The sequence below is a fragment of the Desulfoscipio gibsoniae DSM 7213 genome (assembly GCF_000233715.2).
Lineage (GTDB): Bacteria > Bacillota > Desulfotomaculia > Desulfotomaculales > Desulfallaceae > Sporotomaculum > Sporotomaculum gibsoniae.
The window spans coordinates 2,820,141-2,837,521 of sequence record NC_021184.1 but is presented as its reverse complement, the minus strand read 5'-3'; the positions used below and the strand labels follow the sequence as shown (position 1 = coordinate 2,837,521).

Here is a 17,381-nt window from a genome sequence, read left to right as displayed (position 1 = left end):
AAAGGCATTAGAACACGCATATGCGATTTACTGGGCATAGAATATCCTGTTCTGCAGGGAGGTATGGCCTGGGTTTCCAGCGCCGAGCTGGTTGCCGCAGTAAGCGAGGCCGGCGGGCTGGGTATTATTGGATCAGGCCAGGCTCCGCCCCAGTGGGTGCGGGATCAAGTGCATAAGGTTAAGGAGCTAACTGGTAAGCCTTTCGGGGTTAATGTAATGCTGCTTTCACCCCACGCCGAAGAAATTATCCAGCTATTGGTTGAGGAAAGGGTTGCGGTGATTACCACCGGAGCGGGTAATCCGGGCAAATACTTAAATTTATTACACAATGCCGGAATCAAAGTAGTCCCCGTGGTATCCGCGGTAGCCCTGGCTAAAAGGCTTGCTCGTTCTGGCGTTGATGCATTAATTGCCGAGGGGATGGAATCCGGCGGGCATGTGGGGGAACTGACTACCATGGCCCTGGTGCCCCAGGTTGTGGATGCCGTGGATGTACCAGTGATTGCGGCCGGAGGTATTTGCGATGGCCGGGGAATGGCCGCGGCTTTAATGTTGGGGGCTGAGGGCGTGCAAATGGGTACCCGCTTTATTTGTGCCCGGGAGTGCACTGTCCATGAACGGGTCAAGGAAGTGGTTATTAAGGCCCGGGACCGGGATACCATTGTCACAGGACGGCCCACCGGCCACCCTGTCAGGGTGTTGAAAAACAAGCTGGCTAAAAAGTTTATCGAGCTTGAAGAGTGCTGTGCCCCTGCTGAGGAATTTGAAAAGCTGGGTGCTGGGCGTCTAAAACAGGCCATGGTGGATGGCGATACAGATATGGGTTCGGTTATGGCCGGGCAGGTCGCTGCCATGGTGCGGCAGGTGGAGCCGACCAGGGATATTATTAATAATGTACTAAACGATGCAGAAAATATTATTCGTAATATTTGCAGCAAGGTGGTGAATTAATGTTGCTGGCATATATTTTTCCAGGTCAGGGATCGCAATATGTAGGTATGGGCAAATCTTTATTTGATAAATATGACTTTGTGCGGGAAATATTTGAAACAGCCGACCGTGCATTGGGTTTTGCCCTGACTGAATTGATTTTTGAGGGTCCGGCGGATGAATTGCAAAAAACTATTAATGCGCAGCCTGCTATTTTAACCGCTAGTATAGCTATGCATGAGCTTATTAAAAAGGCAGGTATCCGGCCAGCGGCAGCTGCAGGGCACAGCTTGGGCGAATATTCCGCACTGGTAGCGGCGGGAGCCATAGATTTCGGCGATGCGGTGCGGCTTGTGCGGATGCGCGGGCAGTTTATGCAGGAGGCGGTTCCCCTGGGCCATGGTGGCATGATGGCTGTGCTGGGACTTACACCCGAGCAAGTAGAGGAAGGCTGTCGCCTGGCTGCCCAAGCCGGTACAGTGGAGGCGGCCAATTTCAACTGCCCTGGGCAGGTGGTTGTTGCCGGTGAAAACCAGGCGCTGAAAAAAGCGCAGGAAATATTCAAAAGCATGGGCGCACGTCGCTGTATATTATTGCAGGTCAGTGCTCCTTTCCACAGCAGTATGATGACACCTGCCGGTGAAAGGTTGGTGGCTGAACTTGCCCGGGTGGAGATCACGGATCCGGCGATACCGGTGGTGGCTAACATTAACGCTGATTATGTTACCACTGCGCAGCAGGTGCGAGATGCACTGATCCGGCAGGTATCCGGTCCGGTAATGTGGGAACAAAGCATACGCCGGCTCATAGCCGATGGATATAATATGTTTGTGGAAGTGGGGCCGGGGCAGGTACTTACCGGTTTACTGAAAAAGATAAATAAGCAGAGCCAATTTATTAATTTCAACGGTGAGGGAGAACCGGAACAAATTATTGCCCGGCTGAAGGAGGCGGTATAAATGGAGCTTGGCGGAAAAGTAGCCGTGGTTACCGGATCCTCCAGGGGCATTGGACGTGCTGCGGCTGTGGCTTTGGCCGGGCGGGGTGCCAATGTGGTGGTGAATTACGCCGGTAATGCCGGCGCGGCTGAAGAAACTGCCGCTCTGGTACGTGAGCTTGGTGTTGAAGCGCTGGTAATCCAGGCTGATGTGGCCGATCATGAACAGGTCAATGCCATGATGCAGCAGGTGCTGCAAAAATTTGGGCGCATTGATATACTGGTCAATAACGCTGGTATTACCCGTGACAATCTATTGCCCCGCTTGCAGGAGCAGGATTGGGATGCGGTGATCAATACCAATTTAAAGGGAGCCTACCATTGTGCCAAGGCGATATTGCGCCCCATGCTAAAAGCACGCTGGGGTCGCATAATCAATATTAGCTCGGTGGTGGCACTGACCGGCAACCCCGGGCAGAGCAATTACGCTGCGGCCAAGGCGGGCTTGATTGGTTTTACCAAATCCCTGGCCAGGGAGATTGGTTCCCGCAATATTACGGTTAATTCCGTGGCTCCTGGATATATTGACACGGATATGACCGCCGGCCTGACGGAGGATAATAAGGCCCAGCTTTTAAGCAGCGTCCCCATGGGGCGACTGGGTTCTCCGGAAGATGTAGCCGCCGCGGTAGCCTTTTTGGCAGGGGATGGAGCTGCTTATATAACCGGGCAGGTTATTGTGGTGGATGGTGGCATGATTTTGTAAAATAAGTTTTTAATTGTTTACCTTATTCGTGTCTCGAGAGGGGGTGAAATTGTGGCGGACATATTTGAAAAGGTAAAGGAAATAATAATTGAACAACTGGGTGTAGAACCTGAAGATGTAAAGCTTGAAGCTTCATTTGTGGATGACCTGGGGGCGGACTCTTTGGATATTGTGGAACTGGTCATGGCTTTAGAAGAAACATTCGAGCTGCAGATTCCCGATGAAGATGCAGAAAAGATCCGCAAAGTGGGAGAAGCTGTGCAATACATCAAGGATCATCAATAAAAAGTAAAAAGCCCCGCCGGTTCACCGGTGGGCTTTTTTGAATCATATAATATATCTAATCATTTTAATTTTGACCTCCGGGAGGTTTTGTATTGTTTAAAAGAGTAGTAATTACCGGTATCGGGGCGGTTACCCCGGTGGGAAATAACCTGGATGATTTCTGGGGTAATCTTACCGGCGGTATTAGCGGTGTAGGACCAATTACCCGGTTTGACACAACAGGATATAGCAGTAAAATTGCGGCTGAAGTGAAAAATTTTAACCCCACGGACTTTATTGACCGCAAAGAGGCCCGCCGGATGGATCGCTTTACCCACTTTGCCGTGGCGGCGACTACCATGGCCGTAGAAAACGCCGGGCTGGATATGAATAGAATCAACCGCGCCCGTGCAGGGGTTATTTTGGGTTCCGGTGTGGGCGGTATCGAAACTTTGGAGGAACAACACCGGGTGCTGATGGACCGCGGTCCGGGCCGGGTGAGTCCGCTATTTATACCTATGATGATCTCCAACATGGCTTCCGGTCGGGTGGCCATTAATTACGGGCTGCGCGGCTGTAACGTTACCACCACCAGCGCCTGCGCTTCCAGTGCCAACGCCCTCGGGGATGCTTTTAAAGTGATCCAGCGCGGGCAGGCTGATATAATGCTTAGTGGGGGCACCGAGGCACCCATTACACCGCTGGCCGTAGCAGGTTTTTGTTCCATGAAAGCCCTTTCCACCCGTAATGATGACCCTGCCGGGGCCAGTCGTCCCTTTGATATAGGCCGTAATGGCTTTGTAATTGCCGAAGGTGCGGTAATATTGGTTTTAGAGGAAATGGAGCATGCTTTGGCCCGGGGTGCCGATATACTGGCTGAGATCACGGGGTATGGCGCTTCCTGCGATGCTTATCATATCACTGCTCCTGATCCCGAGGGCGCGGGCGCAGTGCTGTCCATGCGCATGGCCCTGGAGGATGCCGGCATTAAACCTGATCAAGTGGATTATATTAACGCCCATGGCACCTCCACATTGCTGGGGGATAAGTTGGAAACCCTGGCCATCAAAGAAGTTTTTGGCGAACATGCCGGGCAACTGATAATCAGTTCAACCAAGTCCATGACCGGGCACTTGCTGGGGGCTGCCGGTGGTCTGGAAGCGGTGGTATGTGCGCTGGTTATCAAAAAGGGATTGATTCCTCCAACCATTAACTTGACCAACCCTGATCCGGAATGTGATCTGGACTACGTGCCCAATAATGCCCGCCGGGCCGATGTAGCAGTAACATTAACCAATTCCTTTGGTTTTGGTGGGCATAACGCCACACTGGTTATAGAAAGGTTTACTGCGGAAAGGAATATTTAACATGGAGCAGTTAGCCAATATAATTGATGATTTGCAGAAAAAAGTGCACTTCGTTTGGCGCAACCCGGAACTGCTGCGCCTGGCGCTTGTGCACAGCTCCTTTACATATGAAAACCGTGGCCGGGAAGAGCATAACAATGAAAGATTGGAATTCTTGGGTGATGCTGTCCTTGAGTTGATTATCAGTGACTATTATTACCGCAGCTTCCCCCACAAGACAGAAGGCGAACTTACCAAAATGCGTGCCCTAACGGTATGCGAGCCTTCTCTGGCCACGGTGGCCCGCCGCCTGGAATTGGGCCGTTATCTGTTCATGGGGCGGGGTGAAGAGCGCTCCGGCGGGCGGGAAAGACCTTCGTTGCTGGCTGATGCCTTTGAAGCTTTGCTGGGTTCTGTTTACCTGGATGCGGGGTTGGAAGAGGCCCGCCGGGTGGTGCTGCAGCAGTTGGCCGATATTATTGAAGAGGTAAAGTCAGGTCAAACAGTACGGGATTATAAGACTGATTTGCAGGAAATATTGCAGCGTAAAAGCGCCGATCCCATCCACTATTTTATTATTGATGAAGAAGGCCCCGATCATGATAAAATATTTACGGCGGCTGTGGAATACCGGGATAAAAGACTGGGCTGGGGGCGTGGCCGGACTAAAAAGGAAGCGGAACAGCAAGCGGCTAAAATGGCGCTGGAGAAGCACAAGCGAAATAACGCAATGAAAAGCAATAGCCTAATAAGTAATGCATAGCGCGGTTTTTGCGCTTATTGCAGAGCAGTGCGCATAGCGATTAAACCGGGAGGTTTATATATTATGGGTTTTTTTAATAAGTTAAAGGATAGCCTGAGTAAAACTAGAAAAAATTTTGTCGAAAAAATTGATTCTATAGTCACTGGTCGCAAGGTAATCGATGAAGAATTATACGAAGAGCTGGAAGAAGCACTGATCCAGGCTGACGTAGGTATTGATGCAGCGCTGGAGCTGGTGGAAAATCTACGCGGCGAAGTTAAAAAACGCCGGATTGGTGAACCGGAGGAATTACGGGCTGTATTAAAGGAGCTTATCCAGGGAATTTTAGGCGAGGAAACAACATCATTAAATATAGATGGCGAACAGCCGGCGGTAATTATGGTGGTGGGTGTCAACGGCGTGGGCAAGACCACTACCATAGGCAAATTGGCTCACTATTACAAGGAAAACGGTAAAAGTGTATTGCTTAGCGCTGCGGATACCTTCCGGGCGGCAGCCATAGACCAGCTGGAAATATGGGGCAACCGGGTGGGGGTGGCTGTAATTAAGCACTCCGAGGGCTCCGATCCCGCCGCGGTAGCCTTTGATTCGCTGCAGGCTGCCCGGGCCAGGAAAATTGATGTGCTTATCGTAGATACTGCGGGCCGGCTGCACACCAAAAGTAACCTGATGGAGGAATTGAAGAAGGTGCACCGGGTGCTGGGCCGGGAAATGCCGAATGCCCCTCATGAGGTGCTGCTGGTGCTGGATGCCACCACAGGGCAAAATGCCATCAGCCAGGCCAGCCTTTTTAAAGAGGCCGTGGGGGTGACCGGGGTAGCCCTGACCAAATTGGACGGCACTGCTAAGGGCGGTGTGGTAATTGCCATTAAACAGGGTTTGGATATACCTATCAAGATGATTGGTGTCGGCGAGGGCATAGACGATTTGCGTCCCTTTGATGCCCGGGAATTTGCCGATGCACTGTTCGAAAGGGAAAACAAAGCTGTGGAGCAGGTAGGTTAATTTTAATGAAAGAACTAGAGCATCAATTATTTTCTAGCGATTGAATAATTGGGCGTAGAATAATCTCCATCTTAGATGGAGATTATTCCATTAGTTGTCATAATCTTAATCTTATAATTGTTTAACCGCAGATAATCGAAAGGCTTATAGAGGATTAATATATAAATTTAGGAGGTTATCTTTTTTTTATGACGATTAAAAAAAAATTATTACCATAAATACGTCCAACCAGCATGCAGGCATCTATACATGCTGGCATCTTTAAAGGAAGAACTGAACAATGTACTGCAGTGCGAGGAACAAAATTAAGGCTGCCATGATTACCTTGACAATGTTCTCTTTTAAATATTTTTGAATATACGCGCCGCAGTATGTCCCGAGCAGGCCGCCGACCCCGAACAGCGCACCCAGCGCCCAGTCGGGTGCCACATTGGCGGACGCGCCCACGGCGGTCATTGCTAAAATGGAGTAAAATATCACTCCCGCTATGGAGGTAAGGAACGTCCCTGCCAGAGCCGCCCCGGCTACGGTGTAAACGGGCAGACCCAGAATAGAAACACAAAATGGAGCAATGATAGCGCCACCGCCAATACCGTAGATGCCACCGATTAATCCCACCGCCAGTGCCAGCGTGAAAATGGTCACGGTGCTGAAAGAGTAAGTCTCTCCCCAGAATTCATATTCAATCTTAGTCATAGAAAAGCTTTTGGTTTTCACCACAGCGTCAGCCGGCAGCCCGGCTGCTATTTTTTGGTTGCTTTCTGCCTTAATCTTAGCTACCCGTTCTTTAAACTTTTGCTCTAGCGCTTTATTTTGCGCCTTTTGTTTTTTAGAGCCGCCGGTAAACTCGGTGATTATTTTGATTCCCAGATACAGCAATACGCCGCCCATGAATAATTTAAACGAACGGGGATCGGGCAGATACTCTATCCTCACCCATGAACCCAAGAAAACTCCCGGTAAAGTACCGATAGATACTACCCAGGTCAGCGGCCAGGCCATTCGCCCCTCTTTAATAAACCTGTATAAACCACCTGGAATAGCCACTATATTATAAATCAAATTGGTTGGGCTGACCGAAGGGCTGGTGTAATGCAGCACACTTACCTGAAAAGGCAACAGTAAAAATGCGCCGGACACTCCGGCGGAGGCGGTTATTGACGAGACAATAAAAGCCACCAGCGGGGGGATCAGCGGATTAATTTCCACACCGGAAACGGGGAAAAACAATTATATGCACCTCTTTCTATTAATTTTAACAAAATGGCAGCTGCCATTTTTTATTCTATGGAAATAATATCTTCCTTCGTTTGGTGTTAAATTTGCCGGTGAAACCCTGTTAACATGGAATTAACCCATTTGTTTCCAATATTTCTTCTCCTCGTGGCCCTGTAAGAATATCAATAAACTCTTGAGCCAATTCCTTTTGATTGGAGTTTTTGGGTATAGCCACGGAGAATTCAATGGGAGCACCCGTGATTACTGTTTCCAGGCCGGGGTAATTACCCTCAATGGATACTTTGGCCCGGGCGTAATGATCTGCAAAACGGGGGTCGCTAAGATTAATCTCGGGCGGAAACTGTATATATAGAAAATCCATTTGTTTGGCCACGGAAAGGTACTCAAAACCATAGTCAATTTTACCCTCCATCAGAGCCACGGCCAGATCGAGGGATTTAGGATACAAATTACTCCAACCATTTTCCAATAATTGATATAAACCAGGCCTACGGTAATATTCTTCTGCCAACTGCCACAGTATTAAAGTGCGGTAACCGCAAGGGTCAAGACGGTGATCGGAACGCGCGTACTTTATGGTTGGATTGCCCAGCAGTACATCCATCCAGTTTTGGCCGTTGATTTGGTTGCTGCCTGTAGAAAATTCATCAAAGGCCAACACCATTTGATCGGTGGCAAAAACAAAGGACATGTCAACAAACCGGGGTATCAAAAAATCGTTAAACACCTGGTAATCCGCCAGTGCAATTACATCCACAATTTTGCCTTCCGCCACTGCTTTGGCGCAGGCCCGGGAACCGGCGTAATCCAGTTCCACCTTTAGATCGGGGTATCTTTCCCAAAGGATATGGATGCACTCTTTGATGGGCTTTCTCAGCGCGCCGGCATGCAGTATTTTTAGCGCGTTAGGGTCAGTTTTCATCAGAGTACCCTCCCTTTGTCACCAAATTGTTATATTCTGACAAATAATCCTCAATTTGTCTCTTCTGTTGTTCCAGTTTTAGCACCGCTTCTTGCAAAGCTTTCAACCCCTTACCGGTAATGGTATATTTCCTCCGGGCCGGCCCCGACTCGGCAGCTTCCCAGCTCGATACAACAAATTCGTCCTTTTCCATGCGCCGGAGGTTCCGGTAAATAGTGCCCGGTTCTACAATTTCACCTTCGTGCAAAGCGTTAAAGCTTTGGATAAGTTCATAACCGTGGGTCGGCTTTTTTAAAATAAGCAAAAGCAACATAGGCTGGATCATTCTGTCCAGAGAAACACTCGCACCATTTTCAGTTTTTTCCGCGGCCATTTTTACCTCCCCGTTCAAGCAACTTTGTAAAAATAGTCAATATCATAGCCTTTTTAGAGTACGGTTTCAAATATCATATCCGCATCAATACAGTCAGGATTAAAAATAACTATTATCCGCCCGGGCGTTAGATTAAAACTGCTTAGCCGGAGTCCGGGTTTACAGTCAAGAATATTCTTGATGTTGGGTAAATTAACAGCGGAACGTTTTTGATTAAGCTGGGTAATCATCTTTTCCATTGCTATTCCTCCAAAGGCCAATAAATTTTATAGGCATTTCAGGTTAATTTATACCTATGTGCATTATGCACCTAATATTGTTTAAGATATAATAGCATTTTAACCTGAGTAATACAATATTTAATTAGCGGCCAACTGAATTTAATTAATTAAATTAAATCCAAAAGAAAAATAAAGAATGCTCGCGAGAGCTAAATGCATCTCCCGGTGACCATACTGGAAGATGTCGTCCCCAAAGGGCATGGGAAGTGGCGGAAAAGTTTTACTCATTGATAAGTGAAGGCCGCAACAGCATTAAACGCCTGACTGCTTAATAACTCCCGGGTCGGGCCGGTGAGCTAATTTGTTCAGTTCTCCTCATGGTGACCTTTACCTCTGTTTCAACCGGCACAGTAGGGAAAATCAAGTCCCAGTCATCTTTAATATCCGCCCATTGTTTTGGGTACTGCCGCCTGATTAGCTGACCGAACCCAAAAATGTCCGCTTCCAATACCCTGGCCTTTTCTACGCTTGCCTGAACCTCCATGGCAATTTTTTCCTCAACCGGAACTTCCAAGGCATCCAGGTCTTCCGGGTTTTCCAGTGTCAATAGAGGGTCATCCACTTGATCAAGATTGGTTTTTACCGCTATATCAACTACCATCACAGGATTCCCACCCCGAAACTCCACCTTTCGCTTAACTTTATTTCCCCTTAACTCGACGGATATATAACCGTTACCTGGTAGTGGTACTGAAATAATTCCCCTCCGAAACTGGTCTGTAATCCATAAGTATCCCCTGGTCTCAGTTTCCGTAAGCCAGCCTACCAGATGAAAATCCCTGAAAACAGAGCCACCCGAGGCAAATACCATTTTATCCCCGCCCGTTTCACTGATTTCTATCCTGGAGACAACCGGATCCACGTTTTCTGTTAAGGATGCAAAATAGTCTAAGAAACGCACCGGTAACGCCCGGGTGTTCTCCCGCATACTTGCTTCCAGGATGCGGCTGACATAAGCAATCGTGATACTTTCCAGGCCTACCTTCTTAACCTTAAGTGCTTCGGCCGCTGTTCCGTTCACCACGGCAAACCATGTTTGTAAACGCAATTCACGGTCCCTGTTAACCCAGTCCACAACCGGTTCAACTCCGGCCCGGGCCAATTCTTCACCAACAATTAAAATATCAAGATGGGGGAAAAACAACTCGCGTCCGCAGAGTTTGGAAATCTTGTTCACGGCTTCAGCTACAGTTCTTGCCTCGGCGGAAAAAACCTCCACCGCCGGCTCCTTAACAGCACCGCCTGTTGCACCACCCCTGGTATGGGTAAACATGGGGATGATAATTTGAGTTGTCACCAGCAGGTGACCATTTTGGCCAAGATCAATTCCCACTCCTGAGACCAGGGCCCGGTCCTCCAGTTCATAGTTGCTCCAGCACCCTGCAATGGGACAAACCAATAACAGCAGGGTCAATAACGGTAGAAGCAGATTTATTGTCATTATTTTTGCGTTCCTTTCCCAGTAATAACAGCAATAACAAGAAGTAATAAAGGTATACCCGCCTGAATAGGGAGAATGAGCAGTGGACCAACGTTTCGAATATGGTCGGCCAGTGAAAATGAATCTTCATACGGAACTATGGCTATAATTATTGTTATAATACCGGTAACCACTGCCGCCCACCCGTATTCCCGCAACCTCAGCAATTGGGCGATGGCCAGGGTGGAGCAGTAAAGGAATATAGAAATTTTCATGGTTCCGCCCAGAATCCAAACTAGTAGGATTACAGGATCAACATTGGTCAAGAAAAATTCCAGGCGTATGGTGCGCGCCATTTCAAGTGCTGGAAATAGTATATAGGCTGTTTGGGCGCCAAAACAGGTTATGGCGGCAAGAACCATAATAAGCTGCATAAATCCCACCGTTACAATGCTCCGAGTAATTATACGCCGGGCTTCCGCAGGTTTGGATAGATATGGAACAAGCATAAGCATGATGAATGTTTCGGTAAAAAACACCCCTGCCGGGACAGCGCCCCGTATCACTGGAACGATGCCATTTTCCAAAACGGGCATTAAATTTTCTGTCTTTATAAACGGTACCACCAGCCCTAGGATTATAAATATCATAATAAATAATAATGGCAGAATCATATCATTTACCCGGCTCAGAACCTCCAACCCGTGCCTTACAATATATACAGTCGTAAGAACAATGGCACATAAGGTTACTGCCACAGGAGTCTCCGGGATAAAGTTGGTAATCAATAACTCCCCGAATTGGCGGACGATTATGGAGTTGATATAAATAAAGGTTGCGGCAAAAAGCAAACCCACTAAAAATCCTGTAACCGGGCCTAAAAGAGTACGGCTAAATTCAATGATGGTCTGTTCGGGAAACCTTCGCCCTAAACGTCCGATTATGTCCCCAATCATTACGCCAAAAACCGTAATTAGGAGAATAGACAGCCAGGCATCCTGACGGGCCTCGGCATAAACAAGATATGGCAAAAAAAGAATTGTTGTGGGAAAGATTGTAACTACGATCAGGTAAACAGCCTGTCGTCCAGAAATTTTTCCGCCTTCCAACATTGGCTATTCGCCTCACTTATTGTCTTTGTCTTTAAAATCCCGGTCCGGGGGTAACGGTATCTGGTCCTTACTCATCCGCATGCGGTTATCAGTAGTTATGAATTGCGGCCTGGTATTAAGCATCCAGAGGGGGGCACGTATATAGACATCCTTCAGTTCTTTTACATTCAAGGGAGAGACAGGCGATATGTAAGGTGTTCCAAATGATCGTAACGAACACATGTGTGTAAATAAAATCAGCAAACCCAGAGTCACTCCCAAAAAGCCGAGAAAGCCTGCCAAAAAAAGCAGTAAAAGGCGTGTAATGATAAAAATTTCATACAGACCGGGGGTAATAAACCCGGCAATGCCTATAAAAGCAGTTACAATTACGGTGCTTGAACTGACTAAGCCGGCGTCAACCGCAGCCGTGCCAATGATCAACGCTCCCACAATGGTAACAGCCTGGCCTACGGGACGAGGAAGGCGAACTCCTGCCTCCCGCAAACCTTCAAAGATTAAACCAAATAGCAGTACTTCCAATAAAAGCGGAAAAGGAACCCCCTCACGGGCTGCGGAGATGGTAATGACCAATGTTCTGGGAATCATCTCGGGGTGGTGATTGACGGCAGCTACATATAAACCAGGCAAAGCGAGAGAACTGATTAGAAATATAAGTCTGATGATTCTTACTAAACTGTAGTTGTAGGACCTTGAATAGTAGTCTTCAGGTGTTTGTATGGCTTCAAAAAATGTACGGGGCATGGTAAGGGCAACCGGAGAGCCGTCCACCAATACAGCGACCCGCCCTTCCAAAAGCCTTGCTGCAACTACGTCGGGCTTTTCGGTATTGCCTATGGTAGGGAATATGGAATAGGGAGCATCCTCGATTAATTGCTCTATGTAGCCGGAATCCATAATGCCGTCAATGTCTATGCGGGACATCCTTTTTTTTACTTCATCTACCAGGCCCCGATCTGCAATTTCTTTAATATACACCACCATCACCCGTGTCTGGGAGAACCTGCCTATGCTCATTTCCTCTAGGCATAACCCGGGATGCGTAATTTTCCTTCTTAGTAACGCAACGCTGGTTTGCAGGCGTTCGGTAAAACCCTCTTTGGGACCGCGGATTACCGTCTCAAGCGTTGGCTCTTCAACATTCCTTGCCTCAACGGCCCTCAATTCCATTACCAGCGCAGTATCGCAATTATCCAAAAGCAATATCGAATCACCCTGGAGAAGCATCTTTACGATATTATTAATTGATTTCTCCTCTTTAACCGTTGGTGATGTAATAATGCTATGACCCAGGTTTTTAAGCAACTCTTCCCCGTTGTTACCTGATAAATTCCTTTCCTGAAAAGCCTTGACTAGGGGATTAATAACAAAAACCCCCAGTTGCTCTGTATCAACCAGGCTAGTCATAAACAACAGTGCTGCCTCCGGGCCTTTTAATCCAAGGTTAGATTTTATGGTTCTAATGTTCAAATCAGGTGGGGTGCCTGTTATCGCCAGGATCATGGCTAAGTTTTCTTTTAAATTTAAAACCAAAGAAAATGAATTTTTTAGCGCTTGTGATTTTTTCATAGCAACCTCACCTTTTTTTTGGCTTATTTATTTAAATTTCACCTTGAAAAATAAGTTCAAGATTTTAGTATGTAAGCATTGAGCATTATTAAGTATCAAGCAACAGTTTTTTTGTGAAGTAAATTTTTCAGGAAAATAGGTGTCTATTCAAAAAATGTATCCAAAAACTTTTGAAACACTCATTTTCACACCGCTTACAATAAATAGTTTCCCCCGCGGTCAAGAATATTACATAAATAAGGTGTTCCAAATTTTTATGGTGATATGCCAAGAATAACTAAAATATTCAACTTCCATTTCTGCTACATACTAACATTTAGCATTGGCGCCGCATGAAATATTAACTAAAGAGTCGACGGGAAACCTAATGAGCGTTAATTTTACAAGGCTGAGATTGTTTGATTTGTAAATGCACATCCGCACCATAAAAGGCCAGGTAATGGTGCATAATAAAGAAAACTACAAAAAGGTGGTACTATGGACAGGACAAATATACGGGGAAAAGATGCCACGGGCATTAAGGGTCACCAAGAACCGACAGTGGCAGCCGGGGACGACAATTTTCTTGAGAAAGATGCCGGCAAAAAGGACAAAGCCAAGGGCGACTACACCCGCGTGACAACTCTTTCCTACGATGAGGTGGATCCGAGCTAATTAAACCAAAATAAGCCGCAACTCCAAAAGGTGCGGCTTATTTCTCCTATACGCAGGTTCCGGTTTTTTTACTATGCAATGCCGGGAACATTAAACTTATTTTTTAGATAATAACGGGAAGCATGACCTGTCTTGGCTTGGTTATGAGTACAAGGGGAGGTTTATTAATAACTGCTATATTGATGGTTGTTATGAGGATATGAATCTTCTTATTGTCCGGGCTATGTGTGATAATTGAAGGAGTAATTCTCCAAGGGTTAGTGACGAGCTCATGGATACTTGCGGTACAGGCGGAGGATTGAGCACCTTCAAAGATATCCACCGCATTAGCCCTGGTGGCTGCCGCTGCAGGTATTCCGGTGACTAAGCATGGCAGTCGCTCTATATCCAGCCTTTCCGGCAGTGCTGACGTGTTTTTAGCTTAACGATACTTTTGACTTGGTAGCATGTCTTCTATTTTCTTCCGCAACAACATTAACACCAAGACCCTGCTCTCTAGATGGACGTCTTTAATTACTTCAAAGATTGGATTAACAGCATTCATTTTTGATTTGAGCAATTCTGCACTATTACATAGATTATTGACAGTTTCAGCATATTCTTGAATAGTAGCAACAATATTAATTATTAAGGATTGAAAAGCTTTCAAATCATCGGTCATTCTTGCGATCAAAAGGTTAACATCTTCTTCAACAGTAACAGGCATTCCCCCTACTAGCGAACCGATTACCTTACCATTGTCATCTTTTATTGGTATCCCTATACCCATATAAGGGATACCAAAAACTTCCTTTCCAACAAGATTAGATGCTTGTAGACCTCCAGTTATAACCTTGTCCGCCATGGAGCCGGCTTTAATTGGATCGCCAACCTTTAACGGGAGTACTAATTCTTTGCCAGGCAAATAGGCAATATATTTTTCTCGATCTGAAATGCCAAATGTGCACTCAACACCCATCATTTGTTGTACATATGGCAAAAAACCTGCAAAATGTTCGAGTTTTTCAGTCATAAACAATTCCCCCTTTGTATATTTTTCTAAAGATAAAAATACAGTAAACCCATATTCTCTTTCCACTGCTGTTGTTATGAAGTATTTTAACTGGAAGGAGGTTATAAAACGTCGCCGCCCACAATGTGAGACATTTTTTCCCTCTTTCCAGCGACAGCGCCAAAAATACTTGGCTACATTCAAAAAGGGAACGTTTTTGGTGTAATTATGTAATCTGTGCTTAAACATTTCAAACAACTCATCAATAATGCTCTTTATGATGTTTCCTTACTATATGATACTGTAATTATATTGTTTGGTTTTAGTAATGGAAACAAAAGGTGCTTGTATTGCTTAATATAAATGCCGAACGGTAATATATAATGTTAAAAATATCATAATTTTTAGCAAATTAACATTTAAAGTTTTTGGCTTGAATTAAATGATGGTGCCTGAAAGATGAGTTGGGCCCCACCGGCCTACCGGAATGTCCTAAATGGGGTCAGTCCGTGCGTCCGAGAAATAGCGCATCTAACACCAGTCTTTGAACGATCTTTAACGACAAGAGTAATCACTGGGGCATTACAATACTTCGTAAAAATATACCGTCGAGGGATTATTACACTGTGCCCGCCCGGAGGTGCCATCGCTTTTGTGGCCGTATAAAAGAGGTTATCTAATGTGATTAAAGTAATCTGTGACAAATCGCTAAACAATATGTGAGCTATCTCATATTTAACAGCTAACATATAAGGTAAATTATATCTAACAAATATATAGTGTAAACATACATAAAAGGAGGAACAAGAAATATGTTTTGTTATCAGTGTGAACAGACTGCTGGGGGAACTGGCTGCCATAGCAGATAAGGTTGTGGATGCCGTTAAAACCGGTAAAATCAAACATATTTTCCTGGTTGGTGGTTATGAAGGGGCCAAAGCATTACGCAGTTACCGGCTATGGTCGGCATCATTAACTACAAGGCACAGGGAGGCGGGCTAATGGGTTATAAAATACAGATAGAAGATTTTAATGCCATTTTGCGAGAATTGCGCCGGGTATACCGGGTTTTTGCGCCGGTAAATATGAAAGGGAAAGGCCCCTATGCAGGTACAGACCTGGTGGGATATGCTGAAATCAGTAAATTTGAACAAGTTGTGTATAATCAAAAAACTGTTTATTCAGCCAAGGAAGCTCTTTTTAAGCCGGTGGAAACACTATTTTACTTTACCGAAGAGGAGTTCAAACAGCCGGCCATACAAACTAATAAAATATTAATCTTTGTACGTCCATGTGATATTAACGCTTTCAAACGACTGGATGAAATTTTTATCAACAACGGCCCCTATAAGGATAATTATTATCAGCAGCGGCGGGAAAAAGTTAAGTTCATCCTGATGGAATGTGGGGCAGGTTTTGACAACTGTTTTTGCGTAGCTATGGGAACAAACGCAACAGATGATTATTCATTGCTGCTAAGACCTGCCGAAGGCTTTGTTGCCTGCCAGATAAAGGACCCCGAATTTGATGCCTATTTCAATGGTTTTAATGATAGCATGGAAATAACCCCGCGTTTTGTGGAAAAGAACAATATCACAATACAACTGCCGCAAAACATGGATATTGATAACGACATACTCAACAACCCTCTGTGGCAAGAATATACACTGCGCTGTACCGGATGCGGCCGGTGCAATTTTGTCTGCCCAACATGCAGTTGCTTTACTATGCAGGATATCTTTTATCGCGATAATGACAATTCCGGCGAGCGGCGCCGGGTATGGGCCTCCTGTATGGTTGATGGGTTTACTGATATGGCCGGAGGGCATGCTTTCAGAAATAACCAGGGTGACCGAATGCGGTTTAAGGTGATGCATAAGTTTTATGATTTTCATAAGCGTTTCGGCTACCATATGTGTGTTGGCTGTGGCCGGTGCGATGATATCTGCCCGGAGTATATCTCCATTGTTAAATGCGTTAATAAGCTTAAGTCAAGCTCCCCAGGAGGTGAATAGCATTGACTGTTAACCCGTATTTGCCGCAAAGTGCCAAAATTATCAGTGTCAAACCACAAACGGCCGTCGACTATACCTTCATCATGGAAAGCGAAATAAAACCAACCAGCGGCCAGTTCGTAGAAGTTTCCCTGCCTAAAGTGGGCGAATGCCCCATATCCGTGAGCGATTTTGGCGAGGGTTGGTTCGAAATGACCATCCGCCGGGTGGGCAAGGTAACCAATGTGCTGCACCAGCTTAAAGTAGGGGATGTTATCTTTGTACGGGGCCCCTATGGCAACGGGTTTTTAATGGATAAATACCGGGGCAAGGAAGTGGTTGTGGCCGCGGGGGGCACGGGGTTGGCACCGGTAAAAAGCATGTTGAACCGCAGCCGGGAATATGGTGGTTTGACCTTATTGGCCGGGTTTAAAAGTCCTGCGGATGTGCTTTTCCCAGACCAATTAAAAATGTGGGAGCAAGATTTCAATGTAATTTTAACAGTTGACCGGGGAGACGACAATTGGCATGGTAATGTTGGGTTGATAACACAGTATGTTAAGTCATTGCAGTTGGCAAAACCGGATGAGGTGGAAGTAATAGTAGTTGGCCCTCCTTTGATGATGAAATTCACAGTGCAAGAATTTCTCGGCCTGGGCGTACCGGAAAAAAACATTACCGTATCCTTTGAGAGAAAAATGTGCTGCGGCATTGGAAAATGCGGCCACTGTAAAATAGACGATACCTACGTATGCCTGGAAGGGCCCGTATTTAATTATACACGGGCCAAAGGTTTGATTGATTAACCGGGGAGG

20 protein-coding genes are annotated in these 17,381 nt (G+C 46.1%); 12 read left to right on the top strand and 8 right to left on the bottom strand.

Annotated features, from left to right (window positions below; genetic code table 11):
• The first annotated feature begins 63 nt into the window (after nt 1–63).
• The 7 genes from fabK (at nt 64) to ftsY (ending at nt 6,011) form a co-directional block, all read left to right on the top strand.
• Nucleotides 64–951 (top strand): enoyl-[acyl-carrier-protein] reductase FabK, encoded by an 888-nt coding sequence (gene fabK / locus DESGI_RS13385; RefSeq protein WP_006523616.1) that lies wholly within the window; start codon nt 64–66, stop codon nt 949–951.
• Nucleotides 951–1,889 (top strand): ACP S-malonyltransferase, encoded by a 939-nt coding sequence (fabD, locus tag DESGI_RS13380; RefSeq protein WP_006523617.1) that lies wholly within the window; start codon nt 951–953, stop codon nt 1,887–1,889. The genes fabK and fabD overlap by 1 nt, the downstream gene beginning before the upstream one ends.
• Nucleotides 1,890–2,633 carry a 3-oxoacyl-ACP reductase FabG gene (fabG, locus tag DESGI_RS13375; RefSeq protein WP_006523618.1) on the top strand — a complete coding sequence of 248 codons (744 nt, stop codon included), beginning with the start codon at nt 1,890–1,892 and terminating at the stop codon, nt 2,631–2,633.
• Nucleotides 2,634–2,684: 51 nt separating this feature from the next.
• Nucleotides 2,685–2,918 carry an acyl carrier protein gene (gene acpP, locus DESGI_RS13370; protein ID WP_006523619.1) on the top strand — a complete coding sequence of 78 codons (234 nt, stop codon included), beginning with the start codon at nt 2,685–2,687 and terminating at the stop codon, nt 2,916–2,918.
• 92 nt (nt 2,919–3,010) lie between these two features.
• Nucleotides 3,011–4,264, top strand: coding sequence for a beta-ketoacyl-ACP synthase II (gene fabF, locus DESGI_RS13365; RefSeq protein ID WP_006523620.1), 1,254 nt, complete (start codon nt 3,011–3,013; stop codon nt 4,262–4,264).
• Nucleotide 4,265: 1 nt separating this feature from the next.
• The gene (rnc, locus tag DESGI_RS13360; protein WP_006523621.1) at nt 4,266–5,006 is read left to right on the top strand and encodes a ribonuclease III; all 741 of its coding nucleotides are present in this window, start codon (nt 4,266–4,268) and stop codon (nt 5,004–5,006) included.
• A gap of 63 nt (nt 5,007–5,069) precedes the next feature.
• On the top strand, nt 5,070–6,011 hold the full coding sequence (gene ftsY, locus DESGI_RS13355; protein ID WP_006523622.1) for a signal recognition particle-docking protein FtsY: 942 nt from the start codon (nt 5,070–5,072) through the stop codon (nt 6,009–6,011).
• 261 nt (nt 6,012–6,272) lie between these two features.
• On the opposite strand, the gene DESGI_RS13350 is transcribed toward ftsY, so the two are convergent.
• The 7 genes from DESGI_RS13350 to DESGI_RS13320 form a co-directional block, all read right to left on the bottom strand.
• The gene (locus DESGI_RS13350) at nt 6,273–7,241 is read right to left on the bottom strand and encodes a sulfite exporter TauE/SafE family protein (protein ID WP_006523623.1); all 969 of its coding nucleotides are present in this window, start codon (nt 7,239–7,241) and stop codon (nt 6,273–6,275) included.
• 109 nt (nt 7,242–7,350) lie between these two features.
• On the bottom strand, nt 7,351–8,172 hold the full coding sequence (locus DESGI_RS13345) for an extracellular solute-binding protein (protein WP_006523624.1): 822 nt from the start codon (nt 8,170–8,172) through the stop codon (nt 7,351–7,353).
• Nucleotides 8,162–8,545: a PadR family transcriptional regulator gene (locus DESGI_RS13340; protein WP_006523625.1), complete on the bottom strand. Its 384-nt coding sequence runs from the start codon at nt 8,543–8,545 to the stop codon at nt 8,162–8,164. Before DESGI_RS13340 ends, DESGI_RS13345 begins: the two co-directional genes overlap by 11 nt.
• Before the next feature lie 53 nt (nt 8,546–8,598).
• The gene (locus DESGI_RS13335; RefSeq protein ID WP_006523626.1) at nt 8,599–8,784 is read right to left on the bottom strand and encodes a hypothetical protein; all 186 of its coding nucleotides are present in this window, start codon (nt 8,782–8,784) and stop codon (nt 8,599–8,601) included.
• A gap of 310 nt (nt 8,785–9,094) precedes the next feature.
• Nucleotides 9,095–10,267, bottom strand: a complete 1,173-nt coding sequence (locus DESGI_RS13330; RefSeq protein ID WP_006523627.1) for a Ger(x)C family spore germination protein — start codon at nt 10,265–10,267, stop codon at nt 9,095–9,097.
• Nucleotides 10,267–11,358 carry a GerAB/ArcD/ProY family transporter gene (locus DESGI_RS13325; protein ID WP_006523628.1) on the bottom strand — a complete coding sequence of 364 codons (1,092 nt, stop codon included), beginning with the start codon at nt 11,356–11,358 and terminating at the stop codon, nt 10,267–10,269. Before DESGI_RS13325 ends, DESGI_RS13330 begins: the two co-directional genes overlap by 1 nt.
• A gap of 12 nt (nt 11,359–11,370) precedes the next feature.
• The gene (locus DESGI_RS13320; protein WP_006523629.1) at nt 11,371–12,927 is read right to left on the bottom strand and encodes a spore germination protein; all 1,557 of its coding nucleotides are present in this window, start codon (nt 12,925–12,927) and stop codon (nt 11,371–11,373) included.
• A gap of 477 nt (nt 12,928–13,404) precedes the next feature.
• Here DESGI_RS13320 and DESGI_RS25195 point away from each other — a divergent pair, with 477 nt between their 5' ends.
• Nucleotides 13,405–13,581: a hypothetical protein gene (locus DESGI_RS25195; RefSeq protein WP_006523630.1), complete on the top strand. Its 177-nt coding sequence runs from the start codon at nt 13,405–13,407 to the stop codon at nt 13,579–13,581.
• Between the two features lie 335 nt (nt 13,582–13,916).
• Nucleotides 13,917–14,006, top strand: a complete 90-nt coding sequence (locus tag DESGI_RS26635; RefSeq protein WP_435050867.1) for a hypothetical protein — start codon at nt 13,917–13,919, stop codon at nt 14,004–14,006.
• Here DESGI_RS26635 and DESGI_RS13315 read toward each other — a convergent pair.
• Nucleotides 14,003–14,821, bottom strand: coding sequence for a hypothetical protein (locus DESGI_RS13315; RefSeq protein WP_157872782.1), 819 nt, complete (start codon nt 14,819–14,821; stop codon nt 14,003–14,005). The genes DESGI_RS26635 and DESGI_RS13315 overlap by 4 nt on opposite strands.
• A gap of 579 nt (nt 14,822–15,400) precedes the next feature.
• Between DESGI_RS13315 and DESGI_RS24605 the strand changes: the two genes are divergently transcribed.
• From DESGI_RS24605 to asrB, 3 genes are read left to right on the top strand one after another with little or no spacing between them, the layout of a single operon-like run.
• Nucleotides 15,401–15,574 (top strand): hypothetical protein, encoded by a 174-nt coding sequence (locus tag DESGI_RS24605; protein ID WP_157872781.1) that lies wholly within the window; start codon nt 15,401–15,403, stop codon nt 15,572–15,574.
• Entirely contained in the window at nt 15,574–16,587 is a 1,014-nt protein-coding gene (gene asrA / locus DESGI_RS13310) for an anaerobic sulfite reductase subunit AsrA (protein ID WP_006523633.1), read from the top strand. Before DESGI_RS24605 ends, asrA begins: the two co-directional genes overlap by 1 nt.
• Before the next feature lie 2 nt (nt 16,588–16,589).
• Nucleotides 16,590–17,372 carry an anaerobic sulfite reductase subunit AsrB gene (gene asrB / locus DESGI_RS13305; RefSeq protein ID WP_006523634.1) on the top strand — a complete coding sequence of 261 codons (783 nt, stop codon included), beginning with the start codon at nt 16,590–16,592 and terminating at the stop codon, nt 17,370–17,372.
• Nucleotides 17,373–17,381 lie beyond the last annotated feature (9 nt).

What these genes read in the sequence shown, in the direction of transcription:
- fabK (WP_006523616.1), top strand. Translation starts at nt 64, where the DNA reads ATGGCCTGGGTTTCCAGCGCCGAGCTGGTTGCCGCAGTAAGCGAGGCC.
- fabD (WP_006523617.1), top strand. Translation starts at nt 951, where the DNA reads ATGTTGCTGGCATATATTTTTCCAGGTCAGGGATCGCAATATGTAGGT.
- fabG (WP_006523618.1), top strand. Translation starts at nt 1,890, where the DNA reads ATGGAGCTTGGCGGAAAAGTAGCCGTGGTTACCGGATCCTCCAGGGGC.
- rnc (WP_006523621.1), top strand. Translation starts at nt 4,266, where the DNA reads ATGGAGCAGTTAGCCAATATAATTGATGATTTGCAGAAAAAAGTGCAC.
- ftsY (WP_006523622.1), top strand. Translation starts at nt 5,070, where the DNA reads ATGGGTTTTTTTAATAAGTTAAAGGATAGCCTGAGTAAAACTAGAAAA.
- DESGI_RS13345 (WP_006523624.1), bottom strand. Translation starts at nt 8,172, where the DNA reads ATGAAAACTGACCCTAACGCGCTAAAAATACTGCATGCCGGCGCGCTG.
- DESGI_RS13340 (WP_006523625.1), bottom strand. Translation starts at nt 8,545, where the DNA reads ATGGCCGCGGAAAAAACTGAAAATGGTGCGAGTGTTTCTCTGGACAGA.
- DESGI_RS13335 (WP_006523626.1), bottom strand. Translation starts at nt 8,784, where the DNA reads ATGGAAAAGATGATTACCCAGCTTAATCAAAAACGTTCCGCTGTTAAT.
- DESGI_RS13330 (WP_006523627.1), bottom strand. Translation starts at nt 10,267, where the DNA reads ATGACAATAAATCTGCTTCTACCGTTATTGACCCTGCTGTTATTGGTT.
- DESGI_RS13325 (WP_006523628.1), bottom strand. Translation starts at nt 11,358, where the DNA reads ATGTTGGAAGGCGGAAAAATTTCTGGACGACAGGCTGTTTACCTGATC.
- DESGI_RS13320 (WP_006523629.1), bottom strand. Translation starts at nt 12,927, where the DNA reads ATGAAAAAATCACAAGCGCTAAAAAATTCATTTTCTTTGGTTTTAAAT.
- DESGI_RS25195 (WP_006523630.1), top strand. Translation starts at nt 13,405, where the DNA reads ATGGACAGGACAAATATACGGGGAAAAGATGCCACGGGCATTAAGGGT.
- DESGI_RS13315 (WP_157872782.1), bottom strand. Translation starts at nt 14,821, where the DNA reads ATGTTTAAGCACAGATTACATAATTACACCAAAAACGTTCCCTTTTTG.
- asrA (WP_006523633.1), top strand. Translation starts at nt 15,574, where the DNA reads ATGGGTTATAAAATACAGATAGAAGATTTTAATGCCATTTTGCGAGAA.